This is a genomic window from Mesorhizobium sp. HAY1-8B (assembly GCF_056868045.1).
Window position 1 is genome coordinate 6,472,022 of sequence record NZ_CP200321.1, and the last position, 21,994, is coordinate 6,494,015.

Sequence of the window (21,994 nt, forward strand, 5' to 3'; positions counted from 1 at the left end):
CTTTGACCCAAGCAAATCCACGTCTCACTGGATAGCCAGGAAATACATGCCTCCGTCACGATAGACGCCGAGCAGTAGAGAGCCGGAGGGAGATTGATGTACCAGCTCCAATACTTCTTCTGGCGAATGAACGACCTGCTGATTGACGCTCAGGATCACGTCGTCCGCCGCCAGACCAGCATCAGCCGCTCCGCTGTCTTCTCCCACCGCCAGAACCAGGGCTCCGTCCGCCTTTTTGTTTCCCATTCCCGATATCGTCTCGAAATCGCTGAGGATGACTGAGTCGAGATGACCCACCCCCGCGATCTGCGTCTGGCGAGCGTTTCCTTCCATGGAAAGTCTAGCCGTAATGGTCAATGGACTGCCGTGACGGATCATCGACAACTTCGCGGAAGTATCCGGCGACATCGCGCTCATGATGTTCTTGAGACGAGCCGCATTTTCCACGCTTGCTCCGTTTATCGCGGTGATGATGTCGCCCACAGCAACACCAGCACCTTCAGCCACTGAACCTGACAAAATCTGGTTCACAACAGCTCCCGATCGAATGTCGATACGAAACGCCTTGGCGAGATTCGGCGTAAGATCCTGCACCACCACCCCGAGCTGCACGCGTCGTACCTCGCCGTAGGCAACAAGCTGTTCCGTTATCTGTTTTGCCATCGCGGCCGGAATGGCAAAGCCGATGCCGACATTTCCACCGTTTGGCCCGATGATCGCGCTGTTGATTCCAACGAGTTTACCATCGAGGCCGACGAGGGGGCCGCCCGAATTGCCTGGGTTGATCGAGGCATCGGTCTGGACATAATTTTCGTAGCCGCTTCCCAGTCCTGACCGGCCCAGTGCGCTGACGATACCCATCGTCGCCGTTTGCCCTAACCCAAACGGATTGCCAATCGCGACGACATAGTCGCCGACGCGGAGTTTTGAAGAATCTCCGAAAGGCAGTGCCGTCAGATGGTCGGCCGCGATCTTTATGACGGCGAGATCTGTTTCGGCATCGTGTCCGACGGGCTGAGCCTGGAAGGTGCGGCCGTCATTGAGGATGACTTCGATTGTGTCCCCATTCTGGATGACATGGTTGTTGGTGAGGATGTATCCATTCGCGGCATCGATGATGACACCGGCCCCTGCTGCGACGAACCCGCGTTGTTGTCCGGCATCCCCGGAAAGAGCGGAGAATTGTTGGGGCAGGGAATCCGAGGCATTTGCGTCTGGAGGCGATCCATTCTGGCCTTGCACGATGATGCTGACGACGGTTGGAAGGACCCGTTCGAGCATTGGAGCGAGCGAGGCTTGGGTCGTTGGAACAAATGAGAACGCTGCCTTTACGGGGCATGTCATCGACGCAACCGAAAGGGCGAACCACACGACCGTCACTAATATGCGTAGAGAGAAAGTGATCATCATCGATCCATGTCATCGTCACGGAGACACGCATTTTCGGCAAGCGCTGATTCCTGCCCAAGATCAACCGAAGTTGCCCCTGCTGGAAACGACCGCGACGCCAACTTGCGATTCGTCGATCTTTGCCAACCGCGTGCTCCAGCTTTGATCCCCTGTCGTTCAGGCGGCTGTACAGGTTCTGGCGCGCTTTTCATGCAACCCCTTGGGCATCTAACACCTGAAGTCTATGACGGCTGGCGAGTTGCCGTTTTGAGCCGGATCAAGTGCGCTGCGGTATTTTGATGAGCCGGCTTGGGTGGGAGATCTTGGTTTTCCGTGCGCCGATGGCCCGTCAAACAGCTACATGGGTCTTGTGATCAATCCCGCGCGGTCCAAGGAATGATCCTCTTCCAATTTTTGACGGCTGCAAGCGCGTTGCATGCTTGCGGCACTTAAATTCGCGTCGATTTGCGCTAGCTCAAGGATTTCCGCGTGCAGCCGGATCTAGTGGCTATCAGGGGCATTCGAACTTTTATCGGAGTAGGCAAATGGCTGGTCACACCTGGAAACTTATTTCCCGTACGGGGCTCAATATTGTCGTGCGGCCGGCGGGCGCGGATGACGATGCAATCCTTGATGAGCTATTTCATCACGTGCGCCCAGAAGATTTGCACTTCCGCTTCTTGGCAGGCATGAGGCAAGTGCCGCTGGAGCAGATCCATGAAATGACCCACGTCGACCATCGCACGGTAGAAACCTATATCGGCTTTCTCGAAGACAATCATACTCCGGTTGCCACGGCCATGCTGGCACGGGAAGGCACGAGCGGCCGTGGTGAGGTCGCAATTTCGATCCGCGCCGACTACAGGGATCATGGAGTTGGTTGGGAAATGCTCGCCTTCGTGGTCGGCCAAGCTGAAAGATGGGGGCTGAAGGTGATTGAATTGATCGAGAGCCGAGCCAATCACGACGCTATCGAGTTGGAGAAAAACATGGGGTTTACCGTCCATTCATATCCGGATGACCCCACGCTTTTGCTCGTTTCGAAGAAACTGGGAACCGCCTGACTCTCTTTGCGCGGTTTCGATCAGTCCCAGAATGGCTTTGCCTTGCCGAGTTTGTCATGAATATGAGTGCTTGATCGCACAAGCTTCTCACTTCGCGCTGCTTCGGTGCCCGAAACGACCCCTGCAAAGAACGCAATCTGCCGGGCATTTGGATTTGCTGCGGACGATGTGTCCTCGACCATCGATCTGCACAACTGAGTATGTCCGACAATGTCGTTGAGATTGCCAAGATGGTCCTGCAGGCGCTCCAGGATGCGCAGAAATTTTGCCTGGTGTCTCTTTGAGGTTTCGCTCTGGAAAAGGCTCTGGAAGAATTCGCTGCCATAGCGAAGTTTTTTGCCGCGATACGCAGCTTGTGCCGCTGGCGAGCATCAAGGTCGTCTAGCTTCCTGCTCCGCTTTACGATCTTCGAGGTTCGTGATGAAAGCGCTTGGCGGGCAAAGTCGTCGATGTTGTGATCCTTGAGACTGCCACGCAATGCGTCATCCGATATTATCCAGTCTCCGGCTTGGATCCATTCAGCCGTATCAAGAAGCAGATTGCGGAACCTATCGGTCTCGATAGCCGTGCGTGCTCGGGCTTCTGCTTGCGCCCGAAGCCGGCCGACCTCTCCATCGAAAACCTTGAAAGCATCGTCGCCAGCGTATGCCTTCCGCAGGCGTGGGAGGATGCCAGCCGAGAAGACGTGGAGTTCTCTCGCTTGAGCGAGCTCATCAGCGAGCCATTTCAGCTCCGTCTTGATCAGGGCGCTTTGCCGGTCGCCGAGCATCTGTGAAAAGAGCGAAATAGCAGCGAGTAATCGCCGGAGCCCGACGCGCATCTGGTGAACGCCTTCCGGATCGCCACGATTTACCGCCTCCCAGTTGGCGGTGATCTGACGGAGGCAGGATTCCGCAATTTGCCGAAAAGCTGCCGTGACGTCCGTGCCGGACTGAAGTGTGATTTTCCCAGCGAGAGCCGCTTGCGCAGGTTCGTCATCGATCAATTCATATCCGCGCTCCGCCTTACTGCGGACTGAAAGCCGCAATGGCGCAGCGTTCGCGAGCGACCGGGCCAACTTGAACAGTTCCGTGCGATCTCCCTGCTTGAGCTCGATCTCGATCTCGCAAATCGCTTCGGTCTTATTGCCGGTCACGATCTGGCCGTGGTCAAGCGCGAGTTCCATGGTGGCATGAGCGGTCTTGATGGGGAGCGTCTTTCGTTCGGTTTGGGTCTGGAAGACCGGTTTCAGTGCCCGGGCAAACTTCTTTGACAGCAGTGGTTTCAGAGCCGTATCGCCGGCCGCGTCGAGATCGGGTATCGTTCCCTCTATCTCGGTTTCCCACTCGCCTCGCGTGGTGAGGTCTGGAGAAGAGCTGTGCTCGCACTTGACTGTCTGGATATGGTGCCGTCCGTCGGAGCGAACACGAAGTGATATGCCAGCCTTCCGCAGTTTGGATTTATCCGTATCGAAGTAGACGGAATTGAGCTGCTTCGTCTCGGCTGCTTCCGCTGCCTGCCGCACCATTGGAACGTTCTCTATGGATGGGAACGATGCCAGTGGCAGTTCCAACTTAAGCTCGATTTCCTGGTGACTCGACATGGGTTTTGGAACGTCTCCCTTGAGTATCAAACAGCACGACGCAAAGCGGTGTTTCGCATGCTTGTCCTTGTGGTCGTCTGGGTGAGTCCGACTATCGCCGAGACGGTATCAGTCAACGGCTTTCTCGCATCAATCCTGCTCAACTCTATGCCGTCGGCGCCAGTTGGCGAGACAACACTTCGACTGTTGCATCGGATGGGCCGATATTGGTCCGCGCTGCAAGCGCAGTCCGACCGATCTTGGCCAGGATACGTGCAGCTCGACATTGTTCTGGAGTGATCACCACGGTGAATAAGTGCTCCTCCAATCGGTTCGACATTTCGGTCTCGTTCCGAAGCAAGATAGGTGGCGATCAATCGCGCCGGTCGCCAGTGAACTGGAGCAGCATGACGAAGAGGTTGATGAAATCGAGATAGAGGGTTAGCGCGCCGATCAGGGCCTTTTTCGATGACGCTTCATCCCAATCACCTTCCACATAGATATCCTTGATCCGTTGCGTATCGTAGGCCGTGAGGCCAATGAAGAGCACTACACCTATCAGGGAGATGGCAAATTCAAGAGCGGAGGAGCCGACGAAAAGATTGATCAGGCTCGCCAGGATGATGCCGATCAGCCCCATGAACAGAAACGAGCCCACACGCGTCAGATCGCGCCCGGTCGTGTATCCGTAAAGGCTCATAGCCCCGAAGGTCGCCGCAGCGATGAAGAAGGTCCTGGTGACACTCGCGCCTGTGTAGACCAGAAAAATTCCCGAGAGAGACAGGCCCATCAAGACCGCATAAATCCAGAACGTCGTTTGCGCCGCGGCGAGGCTCATCCGGTCAATTCGAAAACTGAGGAAAATGACGGCGACGAGGGGAGCAAACATCACCACCCAGATCAGCGGCGTGCCTGCGATTTGCTCATAGAAGCCTGTTGTCGCCGCGAGATAGCCGGCCGCACCGCTGACGAGCAGGCCGCCGCCCATGAAGTTGTAGACCTTGAGCATGTACTGGCGCAGACCCGGATCGAAATCAGCGGCAGTGTGCGAACCCACATCGAAGCCGGTTCTACGGATATTTCCGGGGCTGCGCGCCATGGCTTTGCTCCATCATCACGATTTGAGAAGGAACGTTCGCACCATATTGACTGCTCTGAATTGACTCGGATCAACGTCCGCTCTTCTCCACTCTGTTTTGATTTCAGCAGATTGGTAATGGAGAGTGACGTCATGGTCGGAATTACATTAAGCCCTGAACAGATCCGAACCGCACCACCCGAGGTGCGCCAGTGGCTGGAGCATGAGATTGCCGCGTCCCTCGGTTTGCGGGCCGGTTCCGGGGTGGTGGTGGCGAACCCGCCGCATCTGGTTGCCTGCACGCCGCAGGAGGCGATGACTGTCTATGCGGCTATCCGCGGGATGTTGCCTGTCGTCAACGTCTTCTTCGAGCTCGGCCGCGAGGGCGAGAGCATCGGGCAGGAAGGTGTGGAGGCGTTCCGGCTCGTGGACATGCAGCGGCATGCGCGCCTGCCCGGCGTGCAGCAAGTATCGGCCTGCCTCGAGGTCATCGACCAAGCGTTCCGGCAGATCCGCAACGATGCCGGAGCGACACTCTATGCCATGGATCCTAAGGGCTATTGCGTCATTGCGACCGAGACCCAATACGCCATCACGGCCGTCTGGAACGAAGTGGTGTCGTCCCAACAATTGCCGATGGCTGGCAATCCGTCCGGCAATGAAGCCGCTGTTTCCCGGCCGGCGCCTTTCCCATTTGTAGAAACCTCCGGCACGGTTCCGCCGACTTCCATCCATATGGACGGCCTTGCGCCTGCGGCGACTGCCAGCGGGGCAGTTGCTAATGTTCAGCCGAATGGTCAGGCTGCCTGATCTCCACTATTCGTTGCCCTCCCAAGTCGTTTAACGACGCTGAATTACCCCGGCCCTTCCGGGGTTTTCTTTTTTCAGCACCCCTAGGAAGGCCATCCCGGTATCAGCGCTACTGCATGGTCAGCAGCGCCTTGCGGAACCGGAGCGACGCGAGCCAGAAAAACAGGACTCCTATGAGAACGAGTGCCAGCATCTGTGGCCACACGATTGCCAAGCCCGCGCCGCGATAGAGGACCGCCTGTGACAGGGCGACGAAATGCGTCGACGGTGAGATCATCATCGCTTTCTGAAGCCAGGTCGGCATGCTCTCCATTGGGGTCGTACTGCCCGACAGAAGGTTCATGACCACCAGAACCGGCATGGCGATCAGGCCGAACTGAGCCATGGAGGTCGACACGGTGGCGATGAGAATGCCGAGCGCTGTGACTGAGAAGAGGTAAAGGACCGCAGACATCACGAACAGCGTAAGCGAGCCGGCGACGGGAACGCCCAACAAAAGCTCGACGACCATGAGCAGCGACAGGATCGCCGCTACCACGATGACCAGACCATTTGCCCATATCTTGGCGAGCATGATCTCGACAGGCCTTACGGGCATGACGAGAAGGTGCTCAATCGTGCCGTGCTCACGCTCACGGATGAGAGCCGCGCCTGCCAGAATTACCGCGAGAATGCTGATATTGTTGATCACCTGCATGACGGCGGTGAACCATTCGGATTTGAGATTGGGATTGAACTTGGCGCGGACCACGAGTTGAATTGGCTCGATCTGCGCAACGTTGGGCATCGCGGTGAGCACTTCCTGGAAGAGGATGCTCTGGATGTAGGAGGCGCCGTTGCCGGCCTGTGACATGGCGGTCGCGTCGATGTCGAGGCCAATCGAAGGATGCCGGCCGGCGATCACGTCCTGCTCGAGTTTCGGCGGTATTTCGACGACGAAGACGAAGCGTCCGGAATCCATGGCCGGATCGATCTGATCCGCGTCGATCAATACAGGCTCCTTGAAGAAAGGTTTCATGAGCGCGTCGCGCAGCCGGGCGGAAAGCATGGAATGGTCTTCGTCGACGACGGCGACGGATGCATTCTCCACCTCGAATTTCGCGCCCGTCGCCACGGTATAGATGGCGAAGGTGAAAGTATAAAGGATCAGCAGCATCAGGACCGGATCGGATCGAAGGCTATAGAGTTCCTTGACACCAAGGCGCAGAATCCTGACCAGGGAAGCAATCATCTCACGCTCCCTGCTTGCGCAGCGCAACCACCGCGGCGGCGATAAAGCCTACGCCGAAGAGGACGAGCACGGCGAGGTTCGGCCACAGTGCCAGGAAACCGAGTCCCTTGTCGAAGACACCGACACTGATCGGCTGATACCAGGCAGCCGGGAAGGCTAGTCCCATCAGCCGTCCACTGCCGGAAAGGGATGAGACGGGCACCAGCAGGCCGGAGAAGTTCACGGCCGGAATCATGGCGATGATCGCGGTGGCGAAGATGGCGGCGACCTGTGTTTTGACAAAGCTCGATATGAGCAGGCCGAAGCCGGTCGTCGCGAGAACATAGGCAAGCGTGCCGACAGCGAGCATCGCAAAGGATCCCTTCAGGGGAACCCCGAAGACCAGCCGCGCCAAAATCACGAGCGAAAGGAAGCTCAGAAAGGCGATCACCACGTAAGGAAGTTGCTTGCCAAGCAGGAACTCGATCCGGGTTACGGGGGTCGCCCGGAAATTGGCGATCGAGCCTGTCTCCTTTTCTTTGACGATGCCGATCGCCGTCATGATCGCCGGGATCAGCACGAGCATGAGCACGATGACGCTGGGCACGATGGCGTTCACGCTCTTGAACGCCTGATTGTAACGGAAGCGCGGCTCGATTTCGATCGGATAGGGCGAGACGGTTTTGCCGCCTTGCCGCACCGCCTCGTCCGCAACATAGCTCAGTGCGAGGCCTGTGACGTAACCCCGCGTTGTCTCGGCGCGGAAGGGCATGGCGCCATCGAGCCAGACGGCGACTTCAGGTTGGCGCTTGCGCAGGAGGTCCCGACCGAAATCCGGCGGAACCTCGACAGCGAGCTTCAGCTCACCGCTTCTCAGCCGTGCTTCCATGTCCTCCGGCGACGAGATGGATGGCTGCTCGTCGAAATAGCGTGACCCCTGGAAGCTTTCCAGCAATTGCCTGCTTTGCGCGGTTCGGTCCTGATCGAAAGCTGCGAACGGCAGACGCTCGACATCGAAGGATATGCCATAGCCGAAGGTGAGAAGCAGAATTATCGGTCCGAGGAATGCAAAAGCCAGTCGCGCCGGGTCACGGATGATTTCGAGTGCCTCGCGCCACGCATAAGCCCACAGACGACGGGGATCAATGACCCTGGACCTGACAGGCTTTTTTGATGGGGTCGGGGCGGCGAGATTTGCGGTCCCGGCTTCTTTTCCCATCCCGGCTTTCTCGAGTACCTCAATGAAGACGTCCTCAAGCGTCTGTTTCCTGCGCTGTTCCTTCAGTTCGAGCGGGCTACCAACCGCGAGCACCTTGCCGTCATGCATTAGCGAGATTCGGTCACAGCGCTCGGCCTCGTTCATAAAATGGGTGGACAGGAAGATGGTGACGCCGTCCTCCCTCGACAGGGCAATGAGGAAGCGCCAGAACCCATCACGGGCGACCGGATCGACGCCTGAGGTCGGTTCGTCCAGGATGAGGATCTCGGGTCGATGGATGACTGCGACTGCGAGCTGCAACCGCTGGCGGATGCCAAGCGGCAGACTCTCTGGCCGGCTGGCGACGACACCAGAAAGGTCAAAGCGGTTGAGCATCTCTTCGACACGAGGTTCGATTTCGTTATGCGGCATGCCGAACAGTTGCGCGTGCAGCACCAGGTTTTGCCGCACACTCAGTTCGCCGTAGAGCGAAAAGGACTGTGACATGTAGCCGACGCGCCGGCGGGTCGCCATATCGCCTGCGTCCAGTGGCTGGCCGAACAGCGCTGCCTTGCCCTCACTGGCAGGCAGAAGGCCGGTTAACATCTTCATGGTCGTACTCTTGCCGGAACCGTTCGAGCCGAGAAAACCGAAGATCTCGCCCTTCTCGATGCGAAAGCTCACGTGATCAACCGCGGTGAAGGCACCGAAGCGGCGCGTCAGGCCTTCGGCCTCGATTGCCGGGACACCGTCGTGAACGACGCGCGGCGCAACCTCCACCGCCACATCCGCCTGCCGTACGTCTTCCGGCATCAAGGCAACAAAGGCACGCTCCAGCGTGGCCTGGCCTGTCTGTTTCCTGATTTCTGCCGGACTACCGGTGGCGATGATGCGCCCACCGTGCATGGCGGCCAACCAGTCGAAGCGCTCCGCCTCTTCCATGTAAGCGGTGGCGACGAGGACGCTCATGGCGGGGCGGCGCTTGCGCATTCCGGCAATGAGGTCCCAGAACTGTCGTCGCGATAGGGGATCGATGCCAGTGGTCGGCTCGTCGAGGATGAGCAGATCTGGGTCATGGATAAGCGCTGAGCAAATGCCGAGCTTCTGCTTCATTCCGCCCGAGAGTTTGCCGACCGGCCGGTCACGGAATTGGGCAAGGCCCGTGGCGGCGAGAAGTTCGTCGATGCGGGCGCGGCGCTCAGCGCTGTCCTGCCCGAAGAGGCGGCCGAAAAAGTCGAGGTTTTCCGCAACACCCAGCGTCGGATAGAGATTGCTACCGAGTCCCTGCGGCATATAGGCGACGCGCGCGCAAATCGAACGTCGTTGGTTTGCATCGACAATGTCGCCGCCGAGGACCTGGACATTTCCGGTCTGGACGCGGACAACGCCGGAGACAAGCCCGAGCACGGTCGACTTGCCTACCCCATCGGGCCCAATGAGGCCCGCCATGCATCCAGCTGGAATGACGAGATCGATATTGTCGAGAGCCAGGGTCTTGCCATAGCGGTGAACGACGTGATCGAGACGCGCAGCGGTCTCACTCATTGCGGCAGCTTCACGTCGAGCTCAGACGGCCAAACCGCCGTACGGCTGGTACGTACGTACGCTACGCCACGCACGCCGATCTTCACCTGCGCCTCATATTGCTTGAGCAGGCTCGAAGCGATCTGCAGTTTGACGCGGAACATCAGTTTCTCCCGTTCGTCGCTCGTTTCCACGGTCTTCGGCGTGAACTGCGCGTCCGATGCAACAAAGGAAACCGTGGCCGGGACCACATACTCGGGGGCGGGATCGAGAATTATGCGTGCGTCGTCACCGATGGCGAGACGTCCCGCTGCTTGCGCGGGCAGGAAAACGGTCATGTAGACATCCGAAAGGTCAAGAAGCGTAACGATGGGGGCGCCGGCGGCGACCACTTCGCCGGACTGCACGAGCTTGTACTCTACCCTGCCTCGCCGTGGAGCTATGAGGACCGCGTCACTAAGGGATGACTGGATCCGAGCGACCTCGGCGCGGGCGGCATCTGTCGCGGCATGTGCCTCTTCGAGGCCCGCCGCCGCGGCAGCGCCGGCGGCCTGAGTGGCAGTCAGCTGACTTCGCCGCAGGTCAAGATCCTGCCTGGTGCCATAACCACGGGCATTCAAAGTGGACGCGCGATCATATTCCTGCTGGGCAAGCACGAGTTCGCTGTCGCGCTGCGCGATCAAGGCTTCAGCTTCAGTCGCCGCCTTTTCTGAGCGTCTAACCTCCGCTTGCGCGCCGGCTAACTGCGCCTGAAGATCGGCGGTATCCATTCGCGCCACGACAGCACCGGCATCGACGGTCTGGCCCTCATCTACCAGGACTTCTGTCACACGGCCGGCAAGCTTGGCTGAAACCAGTACCTCTTCGGCCTCGATGCGGCCGTTTGTCATGGCGATGTCGTCTGGGAGTTGCTTGCCGCCCAGCCGTTCCCACAACGCTTGCAGCCTTCCGCCGAAGCTCGTTTCGTCGGCTGCCATCGCCCGCCCGCTTCCGAAGCCGATACCTGCTATCAACACGGCGGCAATGAACAGTGGTGAAGAAGAACGCATGGTACAGCTCCAGGTAACGGTTGACCTTGGGAGGCAATGATGTCCCAAGGCCGCACAATTATCGCAGCGCTCAGTCCCTGAAATTGACGTAGATCATCGGGCTGCCGATTGAACGCCTGTGTTGCTTCTTCGCTGAATGGATTCAGCCCGACTGGAATGCGACCCGAAGTTAGGGGCTTTGCTGTTCTCCAGGTACGAAGCCGTCATCCCAGCCTACTTCGCTGCCTGCGGGGAAGCCTGATCCACCAGCGGAAGGTCGTGCGCGTGAACATCCGTTGCGCCGTACTGGCGCAAGATCTCCGTCGCCCGCGCCTGTTTGAAGGCGTTGGGTGTGCGGACCCACAGCAAGAGCCCTCCCCGAGCCAGATGATCAGCAAGATCATGGGCATGATGTTTCTTCAGAATGCGGGCCAGCAAAGTTCCGACTGCTCCGCCGAGCCCGCCGGCGACTGCGATGGTGACGATGGCGCCGCCCAAGGGACCACTGCCGCCGATGATGAGGCCGGCTGTTCCAACGGCGCCGATATAGATCAGCGCTGCGATCAAGGCGCCTTGCGCATCGCCGAATGATTCTGGAGAAACATAAGCAGCCCGAGGCGTCGCGGGATCATCTTCGAGATGCTGCGACGTATGCCATGCCAGATCGGGAGCTTTCTGGATCGTCTCTTCTGAAGCCAGCAACGTGACGTCGGCATGGTTGAACCCTGAGATCAGAAGCTGGTCTATGGCCTTTTGCATCTTGGCGTCGCTATCGAAGACGCCGACAATTTCCCAAGCGTCCATTCTCTCTCTCCTGTCCGATTCACCCGCCACTTTCATGGAATGCGAGGTCCTGCGCATTGAGATGCATCAAAGTGTGACCTGCATTGTTCGCTAGATTGGTGCGAAACAGCCTTGGAGCGTGTCATGGACCTTATGGAAGCGTTGCGCACTCGTCGTGCCGTGCGTGAATTCACGCCCGATCCCGTGGATGAAAGCACGATCGAGGAATTGATCGGGGCTGCCATCCTGGCCCCGAGCGCGGTGAACCTCCAGCCTTGGGGCTTTGGCGTCGTGCGCGGAAGCGAGCGCCTGCACGCACTCTCGGCGGAAGCCAAACGCTACGTGCGGGCACATTTGCCAGCGAGTTCGCCGTTGGCAGGTCATGCAGCCGATCCGGCCTTCGAGATATTTCACGGCGCGGCAGCACTCGTCGTCATCTGCGCCGTCAACGGCGAAAGCCAGTCGTCCGAGGATTGCTGCCTGGCCGGCGAGAACTTCATGCTCGCCGCACACGCAAGAGGCCTGGGCACTTGCTGGATCGGTCTTTCGCGGGCCTGGCTGAACGAGCCAGCGATCAAAGCCGAACTCGGCATCCCGGCCGAGTGGCGACCGGTTGCGCCGATTGTCCTCGGCCACCGCCGGGCGCTCCCTTCGCCGACCCTGCGCGAGAAGGCAAAGATCGTCTGGAACCGGTGAACACCATGTCCATTCACGTCACGGTCAATGGCGAGGCACGCGACGTGGACGTGCCGCCCGGTTCTTCCCTTCTCAGCCTGCTGGGGGATGATCTCGGTCCGACCGGGGCGCATTACGGTTGCGGCCATGGCGCTTGCGGTGCCTGCTATGTGTTGGTCGACCGTAAGGCCGTCCCGGCTTGCGTGACGGTCGTCGAGCATGCCGCCGGCAAGGCGATCGTCACGATCGAGGGCCTGGCGAGGGGCGAGGTCCTCCATCCGGGTCCAGCAGGCTTTCCTCGACGAGGACGCCATGCAGTGCGGCGCCTGCACCAGCGGCATGGTCATTTCCGCTGTGGCGCTGCTGGAGCGGGGTGCAGCAGGCGGCGAGTTGGACACTGCTTGAGGAACTCAAAGTGAAGGACGGTGTGGTGACAACATCCTCCTGGCGGGACTACCCGATCGCCACATTCCATGATGCGCCCAACTCGATCGAGGTTGTCTTTGTCGGCGATGCCAACGTTGCCTCGACCGGTGTCGGCGAACCGGGCGCGGTGCCAACGGCAGCAGCAATCGCCAATGCGGTGTTCGCCGCCACCGGCAAACGAATCCGGCGACTGCCGATCGCCGCAGCCTGACCGGTCCGAGTCACCTCATCTTGGACGGAAGCATCATCGTCTCGCCATCGACGACGAATTTTCCATAGCCATGGTGATGGATTGTCTTCGGGTCTGTCTGCGCCGGATCGATCCACGCTTTGACCACCTCCAGCACGAAGAGATCGTATCGATTGACGAAGCGCGTATTGGTCACCTTGCACTCGAGGTTGGCGAAGCATTCCACGATCAAAGGGGCAGAGACCCATTCCGCTGGCTTTGGCGTCAGCTCGAATTGCTCGAACTTCGACACGTCGCGTCCTGAACAGTTGCCGATCTTGACGACCTTTGCGGCCAGTTGGACGGCAGGGATCGCGATGACGCATTCCTTGGTCTTGCGCAGCGCCGCGAAGCTGTAATCGCCCTCGCTGACCACGCAGGCGACCAGCGGCGGCTCGAACTCCAGCATCATGTGCCATGACATGGTCATGACATTGGCCTTGCCGCGATCCGCGGTCGTTAGCAGGACGACCGGTCCTGGTTCGAGAAGCTGATAGACCTTCGCCAGCGGCAGATCCTGCATCATCTCCTCCTCTCAGGCCGCGGCCGGCACTGGCGGGGCGGCCGGCATAAGGTCCTTCACCACCTGCACCATCTTGGCCGTCACCGCTTGGGCGTCACCGTAGACCATGTTGCAGTTCTCCGCGTAGAAAAGCTCGTTTTCGACACCGGCATAACCTTTTCCCTGGCCGCGCTTGACGACATAGATCTGGTGCGCCTGATCGACGTTGAGGATCGGCATGCCATAGATCGGCGAGGACTTGTTGGTACGGGCAGCCGGATTGACGACATCGTTGGCCCCGATGACGAGCACCACGTCGGTGGAACTGAACTCGCCGTTGATCTCGTCCATCTCGCAGCTCGCCGGCCCGTGTCTCCTTGAGGACTGCAATCTTGATCGACATGATGAGACTCCAGGCGAGCATCCAGAAATAAGAGCCGTCAGCCAGAACTAGCGAATTCAAGTGGAATTCGCTTACGGACCGGGCGAGCGCGAATGACTAGGAACAACCATTCATTCTTCCGTGTGTTGATATGCATCAACAATGGAGTGCCTCCACTGCTCTTTTCGGGAAGGGCCGGAACCATGAGAACGTCGAAAAGGACAGCGCCGGGAAACGCCCCAAGCAATCATCCATCTTGGGCATTCCAACCCGAACGACGGCCCAATTATGCCGGGCGTCGGATTCCACCTTTGCCATCGAGCGATGGGGAGGCCGTTCGCGACAGCCGGTGTGCCGCTCACACCTGGACAGAAATCCTAGATTCGGGGCGAGTTAGGCCTTTGCATCAATGCCTTCAGCGTCAACTCGACCAATCTGCCAGCCTTATGCCCGCTCGCACCACTGACGACCGGGCTGTAGGATAACGCCACGATTATCGCGACGAGTTCCTCGGGCGCGCAGGGTAGCCGTTGATCGGGGAAGAACAGGCTCATGGCTTCGCCAACGCTGCGCCAGTTGTCGCTGAAAAGCGCTGCATATCGCTCGTCCAAGGTACCGTTTCGCTGCGCCTGCTGCATTGCCTCGAACATCAGAGCGGACAAGCTTTGGGTCTGGCTGCGCTCTTGCGCCCATTCTGAGACGATCTCGATCATCCCGGATGGTGATGACGCCCTCTCAATGCGCTCTATTAGGATCGGCGTGACCTTATTGGCTTGCGAGGCGATAATCTCAAGAAACACGTCCTCCTTCGACGTGAAATGCGCGTAAAAAGCGCCCCGACTGTAACCCGCGTCTTCGCAAATCGCTTCGATTGTCACTTTCGAATAGCCCTCCTGCAAAAAGGCATTCAGTGCGGAATCGAGCAGTTTTTGTCGCGTAAGCGCCATGCTCTCGGTCCGTGTCAGTCGCGGTTTTCTCGATTTGCTGGGTTTCATGAATTGACGGTAGCATTGCGATATTCAGATTCACAGTGTATTTGAAATCAGACCGTATCTGAACATCGCGCATCGTGGAATAGGATTGCTCATGCCGCCCCCTCGCACCCGGCCCATGTCGCCACACCTGACCGTTTGGCGCTGGCAGATATGGGCCATTGCCTCGATCACGCATCGGATAACAGGGATCGGTCTTTACGTTGTCGGAATGCCGATCTTCACATGGTATCTGATGTCTTTGGCGCTCGGCCCCGAAGAATATGCGGTCTTTTGTTCGTTCGCAGGAAGCTGGTTTGGCCAATTCATCTTGATAGGCCTGACGTGGGCAATGTTCCAGCATATGGCCTCCGGCATCCGACACCTCTTCATGGATATCGGGAATGGTTTTGGGCGCGTTATCTCGCGACATTCGGCATCCGCCACGTTCATCGCCTCGATAACTCTCACAGTCTCCTTGTGGCTCTACATTTGGCTGGGTTAACGCACATCGAGCCGACAGCGGTCACGTGCGGGAATTGTTATGTAAAGCCCGACAACTTCGCTGCAAAAGCTCATCGATCCGGCTTGTGGCCGTTGACGATGGCGGTGAGCACGGCGGTCAGGTATGCCCGCGGGCCGATGTTGTTGAGTTTGCAGGTTTCGATGAGCGAGGCGATGTCGCCCAGTAATTCGGTTGTTGGCTCTGATGCGGTCAGGTCGATTTCGATTGATTTGGCGATGTTCAGCCGTCTGGCGCGGATACGGCGTGAATCCGGCTGGCCGCCGTGAGGATCCCGTTCGAAAGCTCGACTTCGATGTCCGTGCCATTGAGCCCCGGGAGTTCAGCCGTGATAGCAGCGTGCGTGGCGCCAGAAGCTCGGGTTCAAAAGATGGGCTGTCGAAAGGGTGCCGACTCGAACTGGCACCAAAATTCTCAAATACGCGATCAATCTCGTGATGAAGCGTCTCCACTGATGTCGGACGTGGGAGATTCCTGGTGCCGCGCTATGCCATTGTTTCGCGTCGCGCTGGGGCTTCTCGTCGCTGCAGCAGTCATGATCTGTCTCCTCTGCTTCGCGCACCTCACAAAGTCACGACCATCCGGCCATCCACTTTTCCGGCTGCGAGATCGCTGAAAACCTGGTTGATGTTTTCGAGCTCCGTCTTGTGTATGTGGGCTTTGACCTTCCCTTCGGCGGCGAACTCGACCGCCTCGGCGAGATCCTTTCGGGTCCCGACGATCGAGCCCCGGATCGTGATACGCTTCAACACGACATCAAAGATCGGGGTGGGGAAATCCCCTGGCGGCATCGCATTGAGACTTATGGTACCCTTGCGGCGCACCATCTGCAGCGCCTGTGCGAAGGCCGGGATCGATACGGCGGTTACCAGGACACCGTGCGCACCACCGCCGGTTTCCTTGACAACCTGAGCGGCAGCGTCCGGATCCTTCGCATTTACGGTCACATCGGCCCCCAGCGTGCGAGCCAAGGCGAGTTTCTCGTCGGTAACGTCCAAGGCCGCGACGTGCAGCCCCATCGCCTTGGCGTACTGGATAGCAATATGCCCCAATCCTCCGACCCCGGAGATTGCGATCCACTCGCCGGGCTTCGCTTCGGTCTCCTTGATCCCTTTGTAGGTTGTTACGCCGGCGCAGAGAATTGGCGCCATCTGGGCGAAGTCCACGTTCTTTGGCAGCCGTGCCACATATGGGGCGGCCCCGATCACATACTCGGCAAAGCTGCCGTTCACGGTGTAGCCGCTCATGTGCTGGGTCTCGCAGAGCGTCTCCCAGCCGGTCTCGCAATATTCGCAGCCGCCGCACGCGTCGTGCAACCAAGCCACGCCGACCGCATCGCCTTCCTTGAGACCGGTGACGCCGGGACCAACAGCCGCCACGATCCCCGCACCTTCGTGACCGGGAATGAACGGCGGCGTCGGCTTCACCGGCCAGTCGCCGTTGGCCGCATGCAGATCGGTATGACAGACACCCGTCGCGATCACCTTGACCAGGACCTCGCCGTATCCGGGCGTCGGGATGGGCACTTCCTCGATCGTCAGGGGCTTGCCGAACGCATGCACCACCGCCGCCTTCATCATTTTTGCCATGGTCATGTCTCCTTGGCCCAGCATCATTGCTGGCGGAAGCATAGGTGTTCGAATTGACTGGACTTTGATCGATGTCAACGTCGGGGGCCGAATACCGGCGCTTGATGGAAGCCGGGGGAAGGCTCGGGACGACCCCGTCTTCCGATGATGACCAGATCACGCACCTCCAAGATCGAAAAAGGAAATAGCCATGTCGTACGCAACCACGAACCCTTATACCGGCGAAGTCGTGAAAACCTTCCCGGACGCCACCAATGCCGAAGTCGAGCAGGCCATAGAGCGCGCTCACACCACGTTTTTATCCTGGAAGGAAACCTCGTTCGCCGAGCGCGCGAAGGTGATGCAGAAGGCGGCCGACCTCCTGCGCAAGGATGTCGACGCCTACGCCAAGCTTCTGACGCTCGAGATGGGCAAGGTGGTTTCCGAGGCCAAGGCCGAGGTCGAACTGTCGGCGGCCATCTTCGAATATTATGCCCGGCATGCCGAGGCACTGCTTGCGCCCGAGAAACTCCCGGTGGCCGATCCCGCGGAAGGCAATGCGGTCCTGGAGCACGAACCTCTCGGCGTGCTGCTTGCCGTCGAACCGTGGAATTTCCCCTACTACCAGGTCGCGCGGATCATCGCGCCGCAATTGTCGGCAGGCAACACGATCCTGCTCAAGCACGCCTCCATCGTTCCCCAGAGCGCGGCCGCGTTCGAGAAACTCATGCGGGATGCTGGCTTGCCGGAAGGGGCGTTCCAGAATCTTTACGCCGCGCATTCCCAGATCGATCTTATTCTCAATCATCCCAAGGTGCGCGGTGTCGCTCTTACCGGCTCGGAGAACGCTGGCGCCATGGTCGCCGCACAGGCGGGCAAGGCGTTGAAGAAGTCAACGCTGGAGCTCGGCGGGGCGGATGCGTTCGTGGTGCTGGCCGACGCCGACCTGGAGAAGACGGTCAAGTGGGCGGTCTTCGGACGCCACTGGAACGGCGGGCAGGTTTGCGTTTCTTCCAAACGCATGATCATCGCGGACGAAATCTACGATCGCTTCCTTGAGAACTATACCGCTGGCGTGGCCGGCCTGCATGCGGGCGATCCGTTCGATCCGGCGACGACATTGGCTCCGCTGTCATCGCAGGGCGCGGCCGATGAACTCAAGGACAAGATCCGCCAGGCAGTCACGCTCGGCGCTACGGCGACAGAGGTCGGCCCCAAGGTTCCCAACAGGGGAGCATTCGTTCAACCGACGATCCTGACGAACGTCGCCGACGACAATCCGGCTCGCAACTGGGAGTTCTTCGGGCCTGTTTCGATGTTGTTTCGCGCCAAGGACGAGGACGACGCCATACGGATCGCCAACGACTCTCCTTTCGGCCTGGGCGGCTCGGTGTTCACGTCTGATCCCAAGCACGGCGCGGAGGTCGCCCGGAAGATCTCGACCGGCATGGTGTTCGTCAACCATCCCACGATGGTCAAGGCCGACCTGCCGTTTGGCGGCATCCGCCACTCCGGCTATGGCCGCGAACTTCTCGGCCTCGGCATCAAGGAGTTCGTCAACCACAAGCTCATTGACGTGGTCGATATCAACGCCGCGTTCTGACGGGATGTTGTAGCTGCGCCGCCTTCGGCGGCGTCGACATGGCATGGAGACCATCCGTGCCATGTCGCCAGGCTTGGTCACACCGTCTCGACCAGACGGCAGCGTCCGCGCTTCGTGGAAATGCAGAGAATAGATTTCGGTTGGAGAATGTCATGAGTTCTTCACACGTGGAAACCCATCGCATCGGCCGTATTGGTTGGCTCCGTGCGGGCGTTCTGGGAGCAAATGATGGCGTCCTCTCCACCGCGAGTCTGATCGTCTGATCGTTGGCGAGGCCTCTGGGTCGTCTGGCAGCGCGCAAGTATTGGGCGCTGGAATTGCTGGGCTGATAGCTGGCGCCATGTCGATGGCTGCAGGCGAGTATGTTTCGGTCAGTTCGCAATCGGGCACAGAGAACGCCGACCTCGATCGAGAGCGACAGGAATTGGCGTCCGACCCACGATCCGAGTGGGGAGGAACTGGCTCAAATCCATGTAAAATGGATCGCGGCATTTCTCTCCTTGGGCATAGATTTCAGCGCCGGCAGGAAAGAATGTCGGCACTTGGCCGCTTGGAGCCTACAGAGCTTATGTTGCGAACGAACAACGCGCCATTTGAAGTTCGGGTCGCTTCCAGAATTGCCATGTTCGTCTCCCTTTTTCTGATGAGAGATCAATCACGCAAAACCGGGCATGCCGAAATTCAGTCATATCCGTAAGGGTATCTACTTAGGGAACCCTTCACACCGCCGGCGATGGCGTTGCAGACAGCTTCGATAAGCGGTTCACCAAGGAAAGGCTTCATCACGAATGTCACGCCTGGTAAACTCGGAGGAGTCTGGAAGAGGCTGGCGAGGAGGATGATTGGTTTGGTGAACCGAAGAAATTGCTCCGGCACAAGTTTCCAATCCTCGATGGCACACTCGTCGATGACGGCACAGACGGCTCCGCCTGCGCGCTCCGAGGCGAAAGCAGCTGTCGCATAGAAATGGCTACTGGTTTGGAAGCCCGCACTTTGCAAAGCGAATTCCAACGAGCGCCGAAAAGCCTGATCCGGCGCTGCCACAAGCACAATCTCTGATGCGGTCACATTCAGGCCTCCGCCGACCTCCGAGTCGATTTGGTCGACAATGACCGTTTCTCATGTTCGGACGAGTGACGCTTTGCTACAGATCAATGGGACAAGCCACCGTGGGAAGGTAACGCAGGCTGTAGTTCGAGCGCGGTGATTGTGGCAGGGATGTCGATGGTAACCGATTTTCAAGACGTCAGCAGCGATCGATACTAATGCCTCTGGTCGCCAAAATCCGTGGCGAGCGCCATGCGCACGAGCTCTGGAAGGCTTTTTGCCTGCATCTTTGCCATGACATTGGCTCGATGGACCTCGACGGTGCGGGGGCTGATATCAAGGTCGTAGGCGATTGACTTGTTCGGTAGGCCTGCAACGACGGCAGCGAACACTTGACGCTCGCGATCTGACAACTGCTCAAGCCGAGATTGGACGACCGAGGCATCCGCGGCACCATCATGCGTCTTGTCGAGCAGAACCGCCGCCCGTTTGATGGCATCGATCAACACCTCGTCTTCGAAGGGTTTTTCGATAAAGTCCACGGCGCCTGCTTTCATGGCAGCGACGGCCATCGATACGTCTCCATGGCCGGTGATTACGATAGACGGAACCATGGCATGTGCATCCCTCAATCTGCTTAGTAGCTCGACGCCGTCCAGGTCCGGCATCCTGAGATCCGTGACAAGACATGCCTTGCCGAGCCCAGGGGCAGCAGCCAGGAAACTCGTGGCGGAATCATGGACGCGTACCGTGAAGCCCGTGATCGTGAGGAGAAAGGCAAGCGATTTGCGAACCGGTTCTTCATCATCGACGATGTGCACGACATAATCGTCAATTTGCATCTGCTTGCTCTTTTCCGGTTGTTGGTAGTGAGAAACGGAAGGTCGCACCCCCTTCACCGTTGCGGCTGACTGAAATGTCCCCCCCATGGGCCTGGATAATGCGCCTGGAAATGGAAAGGCCGATGCCCATGCCGCTCGCCTTGCTAGTGACGAAAGGCTGAAACAGACGGGCCGCTATGTCATCTGATATTCCCGGACCCGTATCCGCGACCTCAATGGCCACATGTCCATCCCCGTCGGGCAAGGTCCGAACGATCAGCTCACGCGGGTCGCTTTCACGCATGGCCTCCATGGCGTTGCGCATCAGGTTCATCAAAACCTGCTGGATTTGCACCCGGTCGACAAGCACCATGCCGTTGTTTGCGGAAAATTCGAACACCGACCGTATGCCTCGCTCACGAGAGCCGACAAGCGCCAAGGCTCCGGCCTCTTCGATCAATCCGCGGACATTTTCACGTGTTTTTTCGGTCTCGCCGCGCGTTACAAATTCTCGCAGGTGCCGAATGATGCCCCCGGCACGCAGCGATTGCCTTGCCGTCTCCTCAAGCGCGTCTTTCATCTGTAGAGCCACGGTATCGTCCATATTCCTGAGCAGGCGCGCACACCCTTGCGTGTAATTGGCGATGGCGGCGAGCGGCTGGTTGAGCTCGTGAGCAAGTGTCGAAGCCATTTCGCCGAGTTCATTGAGACGGGCCAGCCGGGCCAGTTCCCCCTGGATTTCCTGTAGACGCGCCTCGGATTCTTCACGCTCCGTGAGGTCTCGGATAAAACCTGTGAAGAAGACTCCTTCGGGCGATTTCATCTCGCCGACAGTGAGTTTCATGGGAAAAGTCGAGCCGTCCTTTCGTCGCCCGACGACGACGCGATCGACGCCGATAATCCGCCTCTCGCCGGTCGCCAGATAGCGGTGAAGATAACCGTCATGCTCACGATGATAGGGCTCGGGCATGAGCATGTGAACGTTCTTGCCGATCGCTTCCTCCTCAGGGTAGCCAAATTGACGAACGGCCGCAGCGCTGAAGGAATTGATGATGCCATGCGCGTCGATCACCACCGTCGCGTCAGGAACAGTATCGAGAATCGAGCGAAGATGCGCTTCACGGGCCTTGAGCGCGCTTTCAGTCCTGTCCATGGCACGGCGGGCGTGATGCAGCATCTCCCCCATCCAGGCGATCACGAGACCGACAATCGTGACGACGATCAGCTGCAGCCATCTGTCTTCGCCAAACCCGCTGATGTAGAGCCCGCCGGCAAGCGACAGCGCGACTGCCAGCAAGCCGGGGCCTATTCCCCCGGCGATCGAAGCCACCAGTATGACCGGAACGAAGAGGATGAACGCTGCCTGGTCGCCAAGCAATGTCTGCAGGCCAAGGCGAATGGCGAAGACGACGGCAACCAATACCGCTGCCAGAAAGTATCCCACCCTCCCCTCAAATCGTCTGGAGAAGATGATTTGAAGCAGTCGTCCGCTCATTCCAGGTATGTCTCTCGCCGGCATAGGTTCCACCAATTAAAATAGCTGGATCGCCAACACGCCTTGGCGACTGGTCTGATGCTCCGGCTGATATTGGCATCGTGAAG

The 21,994-nt window shown here is 58.8% G+C and carries 21 protein-coding genes and 3 pseudogenes; 9 read left to right on the forward strand and 15 right to left on the reverse strand.

Features of this window, described 5'->3' with window-relative positions; translation table 11 throughout:
- Positions 1-24 precede the first annotated feature (24 nt).
- Complete coding sequence (locus tag AC1VON_RS31165; protein ID WP_483125966.1) at positions 25-1,410, reverse strand: Do family serine endopeptidase; 1,386 nt, start codon at positions 1,408-1,410, stop codon at positions 25-27.
- A 524-nt stretch (positions 1,411-1,934) separates the two neighbouring features.
- On the opposite strand from AC1VON_RS31165, the gene AC1VON_RS31170 reads away from it, so the two are divergent.
- Positions 1,935-2,453, forward strand: coding sequence for a GNAT family N-acetyltransferase (locus AC1VON_RS31170; protein WP_483125967.1), 519 nt, complete (start codon positions 1,935-1,937; stop codon positions 2,451-2,453).
- On the opposite strand, the gene AC1VON_RS31175 is transcribed toward AC1VON_RS31170, so the two are convergent.
- Together AC1VON_RS31175 and AC1VON_RS31180 are read right to left on the reverse strand one after the other, a co-directional pair.
- On the reverse strand, positions 2,386-4,035 hold the full coding sequence (locus AC1VON_RS31175) for a CYTH and CHAD domain-containing protein (RefSeq protein WP_483125968.1): 1,650 nt from the start codon (positions 4,033-4,035) through the stop codon (positions 2,386-2,388). The two genes, AC1VON_RS31170 and AC1VON_RS31175, sit on opposite strands and share 68 nt — an antisense overlap.
- Positions 4,036-4,387: 352 nt before the next feature.
- Positions 4,388-5,113 carry a Bax inhibitor-1/YccA family protein gene (locus tag AC1VON_RS31180; RefSeq protein WP_172348859.1) on the reverse strand — a complete coding sequence of 242 codons (726 nt, stop codon included), beginning with the start codon at positions 5,111-5,113 and terminating at the stop codon, positions 4,388-4,390.
- A 132-nt stretch (positions 5,114-5,245) separates the two neighbouring features.
- On the opposite strand from AC1VON_RS31180, the gene AC1VON_RS31185 reads away from it, so the two are divergent.
- Positions 5,246-5,902, forward strand: a complete 657-nt coding sequence (locus AC1VON_RS31185; protein ID WP_483125969.1) for a hypothetical protein — start codon at positions 5,246-5,248, stop codon at positions 5,900-5,902.
- A gap of 109 nt (positions 5,903-6,011) precedes the next feature.
- Here AC1VON_RS31185 and AC1VON_RS31190 read toward each other — a convergent pair whose 3' ends face one another.
- From AC1VON_RS31190 to AC1VON_RS31205, 4 genes are all read right to left on the reverse strand, one after another.
- On the reverse strand, positions 6,012-7,133 hold the full coding sequence (locus tag AC1VON_RS31190) for an ABC transporter permease (RefSeq protein WP_483125970.1): 1,122 nt from the start codon (positions 7,131-7,133) through the stop codon (positions 6,012-6,014).
- Position 7,134: 1 nt separating this feature from the next.
- Positions 7,135-9,855 carry a ribosome-associated ATPase/putative transporter RbbA gene (rbbA, locus tag AC1VON_RS31195; RefSeq protein WP_483125971.1) on the reverse strand — a complete coding sequence of 907 codons (2,721 nt, stop codon included), beginning with the start codon at positions 9,853-9,855 and terminating at the stop codon, positions 7,135-7,137.
- Positions 9,852-10,883, reverse strand: a complete 1,032-nt coding sequence (locus AC1VON_RS31200) for an HlyD family secretion protein (protein ID WP_483125972.1) — start codon at positions 10,881-10,883, stop codon at positions 9,852-9,854. The genes rbbA and AC1VON_RS31200 overlap by 4 nt, the downstream gene beginning before the upstream one ends.
- 213 nt (positions 10,884-11,096) lie before the next feature.
- Positions 11,097-11,666, reverse strand: a complete 570-nt coding sequence (locus AC1VON_RS31205; protein ID WP_483125973.1) for a hypothetical protein — start codon at positions 11,664-11,666, stop codon at positions 11,097-11,099.
- 132 nt (positions 11,667-11,798) lie between these two features.
- On the opposite strand from AC1VON_RS31205, the gene AC1VON_RS31210 reads away from it, so the two are divergent.
- The 4 genes and pseudogenes from AC1VON_RS31210 to AC1VON_RS31225 all read left to right on the forward strand — a co-directional run bounded on the left by AC1VON_RS31210 (position 11,799) and on the right by AC1VON_RS31225 (position 12,957).
- Positions 11,799-12,341: a nitroreductase family protein gene (locus AC1VON_RS31210; protein WP_246740913.1), complete on the forward strand. Its 543-nt coding sequence runs from the start codon at positions 11,799-11,801 to the stop codon at positions 12,339-12,341.
- A gap of 5 nt (positions 12,342-12,346) precedes the next feature.
- Positions 12,347-12,511: pseudogene (locus AC1VON_RS31215) on the forward strand (2Fe-2S iron-sulfur cluster-binding protein); the annotation flags it as partial.
- Between the two features lie 28 nt (positions 12,512-12,539).
- A complete protein-coding gene (locus AC1VON_RS31220) occupies positions 12,540-12,725 on the forward strand; it encodes a 2Fe-2S iron-sulfur cluster-binding protein (RefSeq protein ID WP_483126402.1) in 186 nt (61 codons plus the stop codon).
- Between the two features lie 25 nt (positions 12,726-12,750).
- Positions 12,751-12,957 carry a hypothetical protein gene (locus AC1VON_RS31225; protein WP_483125974.1) on the forward strand — a complete coding sequence of 69 codons (207 nt, stop codon included), beginning with the start codon at positions 12,751-12,753 and terminating at the stop codon, positions 12,955-12,957.
- A gap of 10 nt (positions 12,958-12,967) precedes the next feature.
- Here the strand turns inward: AC1VON_RS31225 and AC1VON_RS31230 are convergent, their stop codons facing one another.
- The 3 genes from AC1VON_RS31230 to AC1VON_RS31240 all read right to left on the reverse strand — a co-directional run bounded on the left by AC1VON_RS31230 (position 12,968) and on the right by AC1VON_RS31240 (position 14,806).
- The gene (locus tag AC1VON_RS31230) at positions 12,968-13,498 is read right to left on the reverse strand and encodes a flavin reductase family protein (RefSeq protein WP_483125975.1); all 531 of its coding nucleotides are present in this window, start codon (positions 13,496-13,498) and stop codon (positions 12,968-12,970) included.
- A 12-nt stretch (positions 13,499-13,510) separates the two neighbouring features.
- Complete coding sequence (locus AC1VON_RS31235; RefSeq protein WP_483125976.1) at positions 13,511-13,828, reverse strand: NAD(P)(+) transhydrogenase (Re/Si-specific) subunit beta; 318 nt, start codon at positions 13,826-13,828, stop codon at positions 13,511-13,513.
- A gap of 408 nt (positions 13,829-14,236) precedes the next feature.
- Positions 14,237-14,806, reverse strand: coding sequence for a TetR/AcrR family transcriptional regulator (locus tag AC1VON_RS31240; protein WP_483125977.1), 570 nt, complete (start codon positions 14,804-14,806; stop codon positions 14,237-14,239).
- A 163-nt stretch (positions 14,807-14,969) separates the two neighbouring features.
- On the opposite strand from AC1VON_RS31240, the gene sdhC reads away from it, so the two are divergent.
- Complete coding sequence (sdhC, locus tag AC1VON_RS31245; protein WP_483125978.1) at positions 14,970-15,335, forward strand: succinate dehydrogenase, cytochrome b556 subunit; 366 nt, start codon at positions 14,970-14,972, stop codon at positions 15,333-15,335.
- Between the two features lie 70 nt (positions 15,336-15,405).
- Here sdhC and AC1VON_RS31250 read toward each other — a convergent pair.
- Positions 15,406-15,510, reverse strand: a pseudogene (locus AC1VON_RS31250) (transposase domain-containing protein); the annotation flags it as partial.
- Between the two features lie 406 nt (positions 15,511-15,916).
- The gene (gene adhP / locus AC1VON_RS31255) at positions 15,917-16,942 is read right to left on the reverse strand and encodes an alcohol dehydrogenase AdhP (RefSeq protein WP_483125979.1); all 1,026 of its coding nucleotides are present in this window, start codon (positions 16,940-16,942) and stop codon (positions 15,917-15,919) included.
- A gap of 190 nt (positions 16,943-17,132) precedes the next feature.
- On the opposite strand from adhP, the gene AC1VON_RS31260 reads away from it, so the two are divergent.
- Positions 17,133-18,524, forward strand: coding sequence for an NAD-dependent succinate-semialdehyde dehydrogenase (locus AC1VON_RS31260; RefSeq protein WP_483125980.1), 1,392 nt, complete (start codon positions 17,133-17,135; stop codon positions 18,522-18,524).
- Positions 18,525-18,676: 152 nt separating this feature from the next.
- Positions 18,677-19,000: pseudogene (locus AC1VON_RS31265) on the forward strand (VIT1/CCC1 transporter family protein); the annotation flags it as partial.
- Between the two features lie 205 nt (positions 19,001-19,205).
- Here the strand turns inward: AC1VON_RS31265 and AC1VON_RS31270 are convergent.
- The 3 genes from AC1VON_RS31270 to AC1VON_RS31280 all read right to left on the reverse strand — a co-directional run bounded on the left by AC1VON_RS31270 (position 19,206) and on the right by AC1VON_RS31280 (position 21,887).
- The gene (locus tag AC1VON_RS31270) at positions 19,206-19,592 is read right to left on the reverse strand and encodes a response regulator transcription factor FixJ (RefSeq protein WP_172348851.1); all 387 of its coding nucleotides are present in this window, start codon (positions 19,590-19,592) and stop codon (positions 19,206-19,208) included.
- A 194-nt stretch (positions 19,593-19,786) separates the two neighbouring features.
- Positions 19,787-20,407: a response regulator FixJ gene (fixJ, locus tag AC1VON_RS31275; protein WP_483126403.1), complete on the reverse strand. Its 621-nt coding sequence runs from the start codon at positions 20,405-20,407 to the stop codon at positions 19,787-19,789.
- Positions 20,403-21,887, reverse strand: a complete 1,485-nt coding sequence (locus tag AC1VON_RS31280; protein ID WP_483125981.1) for a PAS domain S-box protein — start codon at positions 21,885-21,887, stop codon at positions 20,403-20,405. The genes fixJ and AC1VON_RS31280 overlap by 5 nt, the downstream gene beginning before the upstream one ends.
- Positions 21,888-21,994: the final 107 nt, after the last annotated feature.

Coding starts and splice junctions, on each gene's coding strand:
- AC1VON_RS31200 (WP_483125972.1), bottom strand. CDS start 10,883: ATGCGTTCTTCTTCACCACTGTTCATTGCCGCCGTGTTGATAGCAGGT.
- AC1VON_RS31205 (WP_483125973.1), bottom strand. CDS start 11,666: ATGGACGCTTGGGAAATTGTCGGCGTCTTCGATAGCGACGCCAAGATG.
- AC1VON_RS31185 (WP_483125969.1), top strand. CDS start 5,246: ATGGTCGGAATTACATTAAGCCCTGAACAGATCCGAACCGCACCACCC.
- AC1VON_RS31190 (WP_483125970.1), bottom strand. CDS start 7,133: ATGATTGCTTCCCTGGTCAGGATTCTGCGCCTTGGTGTCAAGGAACTC.
- AC1VON_RS31235 (WP_483125976.1), bottom strand. CDS start 13,828: ATGGACGAGATCAACGGCGAGTTCAGTTCCACCGACGTGGTGCTCGTC.
- AC1VON_RS31175 (WP_483125968.1), bottom strand. CDS start 4,035: ATGTCGAGTCACCAGGAAATCGAGCTTAAGTTGGAACTGCCACTGGCA.
- AC1VON_RS31180 (WP_172348859.1), bottom strand. CDS start 5,113: ATGGCGCGCAGCCCCGGAAATATCCGTAGAACCGGCTTCGATGTGGGT.
- AC1VON_RS31165 (WP_483125966.1), bottom strand. CDS start 1,410: ATGATGATCACTTTCTCTCTACGCATATTAGTGACGGTCGTGTGGTTC.
- AC1VON_RS31280 (WP_483125981.1), bottom strand. CDS start 21,887: ATGAGCGGACGACTGCTTCAAATCATCTTCTCCAGACGATTTGAGGGG.
- AC1VON_RS31260 (WP_483125980.1), top strand. CDS start 17,133: ATGTCGTACGCAACCACGAACCCTTATACCGGCGAAGTCGTGAAAACC.
- AC1VON_RS31220 (WP_483126402.1), top strand. CDS start 12,540: ATGCCGCCGGCAAGGCGATCGTCACGATCGAGGGCCTGGCGAGGGGCG.
- AC1VON_RS31210 (WP_246740913.1), top strand. CDS start 11,799: ATGGAAGCGTTGCGCACTCGTCGTGCCGTGCGTGAATTCACGCCCGAT.
- AC1VON_RS31230 (WP_483125975.1), bottom strand. CDS start 13,498: ATGCAGGATCTGCCGCTGGCGAAGGTCTATCAGCTTCTCGAACCAGGA.
- adhP (WP_483125979.1), bottom strand. CDS start 16,942: ATGGCAAAAATGATGAAGGCGGCGGTGGTGCATGCGTTCGGCAAGCCC.
- rbbA (WP_483125971.1), bottom strand. CDS start 9,855: ATGAGTGAGACCGCTGCGCGTCTCGATCACGTCGTTCACCGCTATGGC.
- AC1VON_RS31170 (WP_483125967.1), top strand. CDS start 1,935: ATGGCTGGTCACACCTGGAAACTTATTTCCCGTACGGGGCTCAATATT.
- AC1VON_RS31240 (WP_483125977.1), bottom strand. CDS start 14,806: ATGGCGCTTACGCGACAAAAACTGCTCGATTCCGCACTGAATGCCTTT.
- sdhC (WP_483125978.1), top strand. CDS start 14,970: ATGTCGCCACACCTGACCGTTTGGCGCTGGCAGATATGGGCCATTGCC.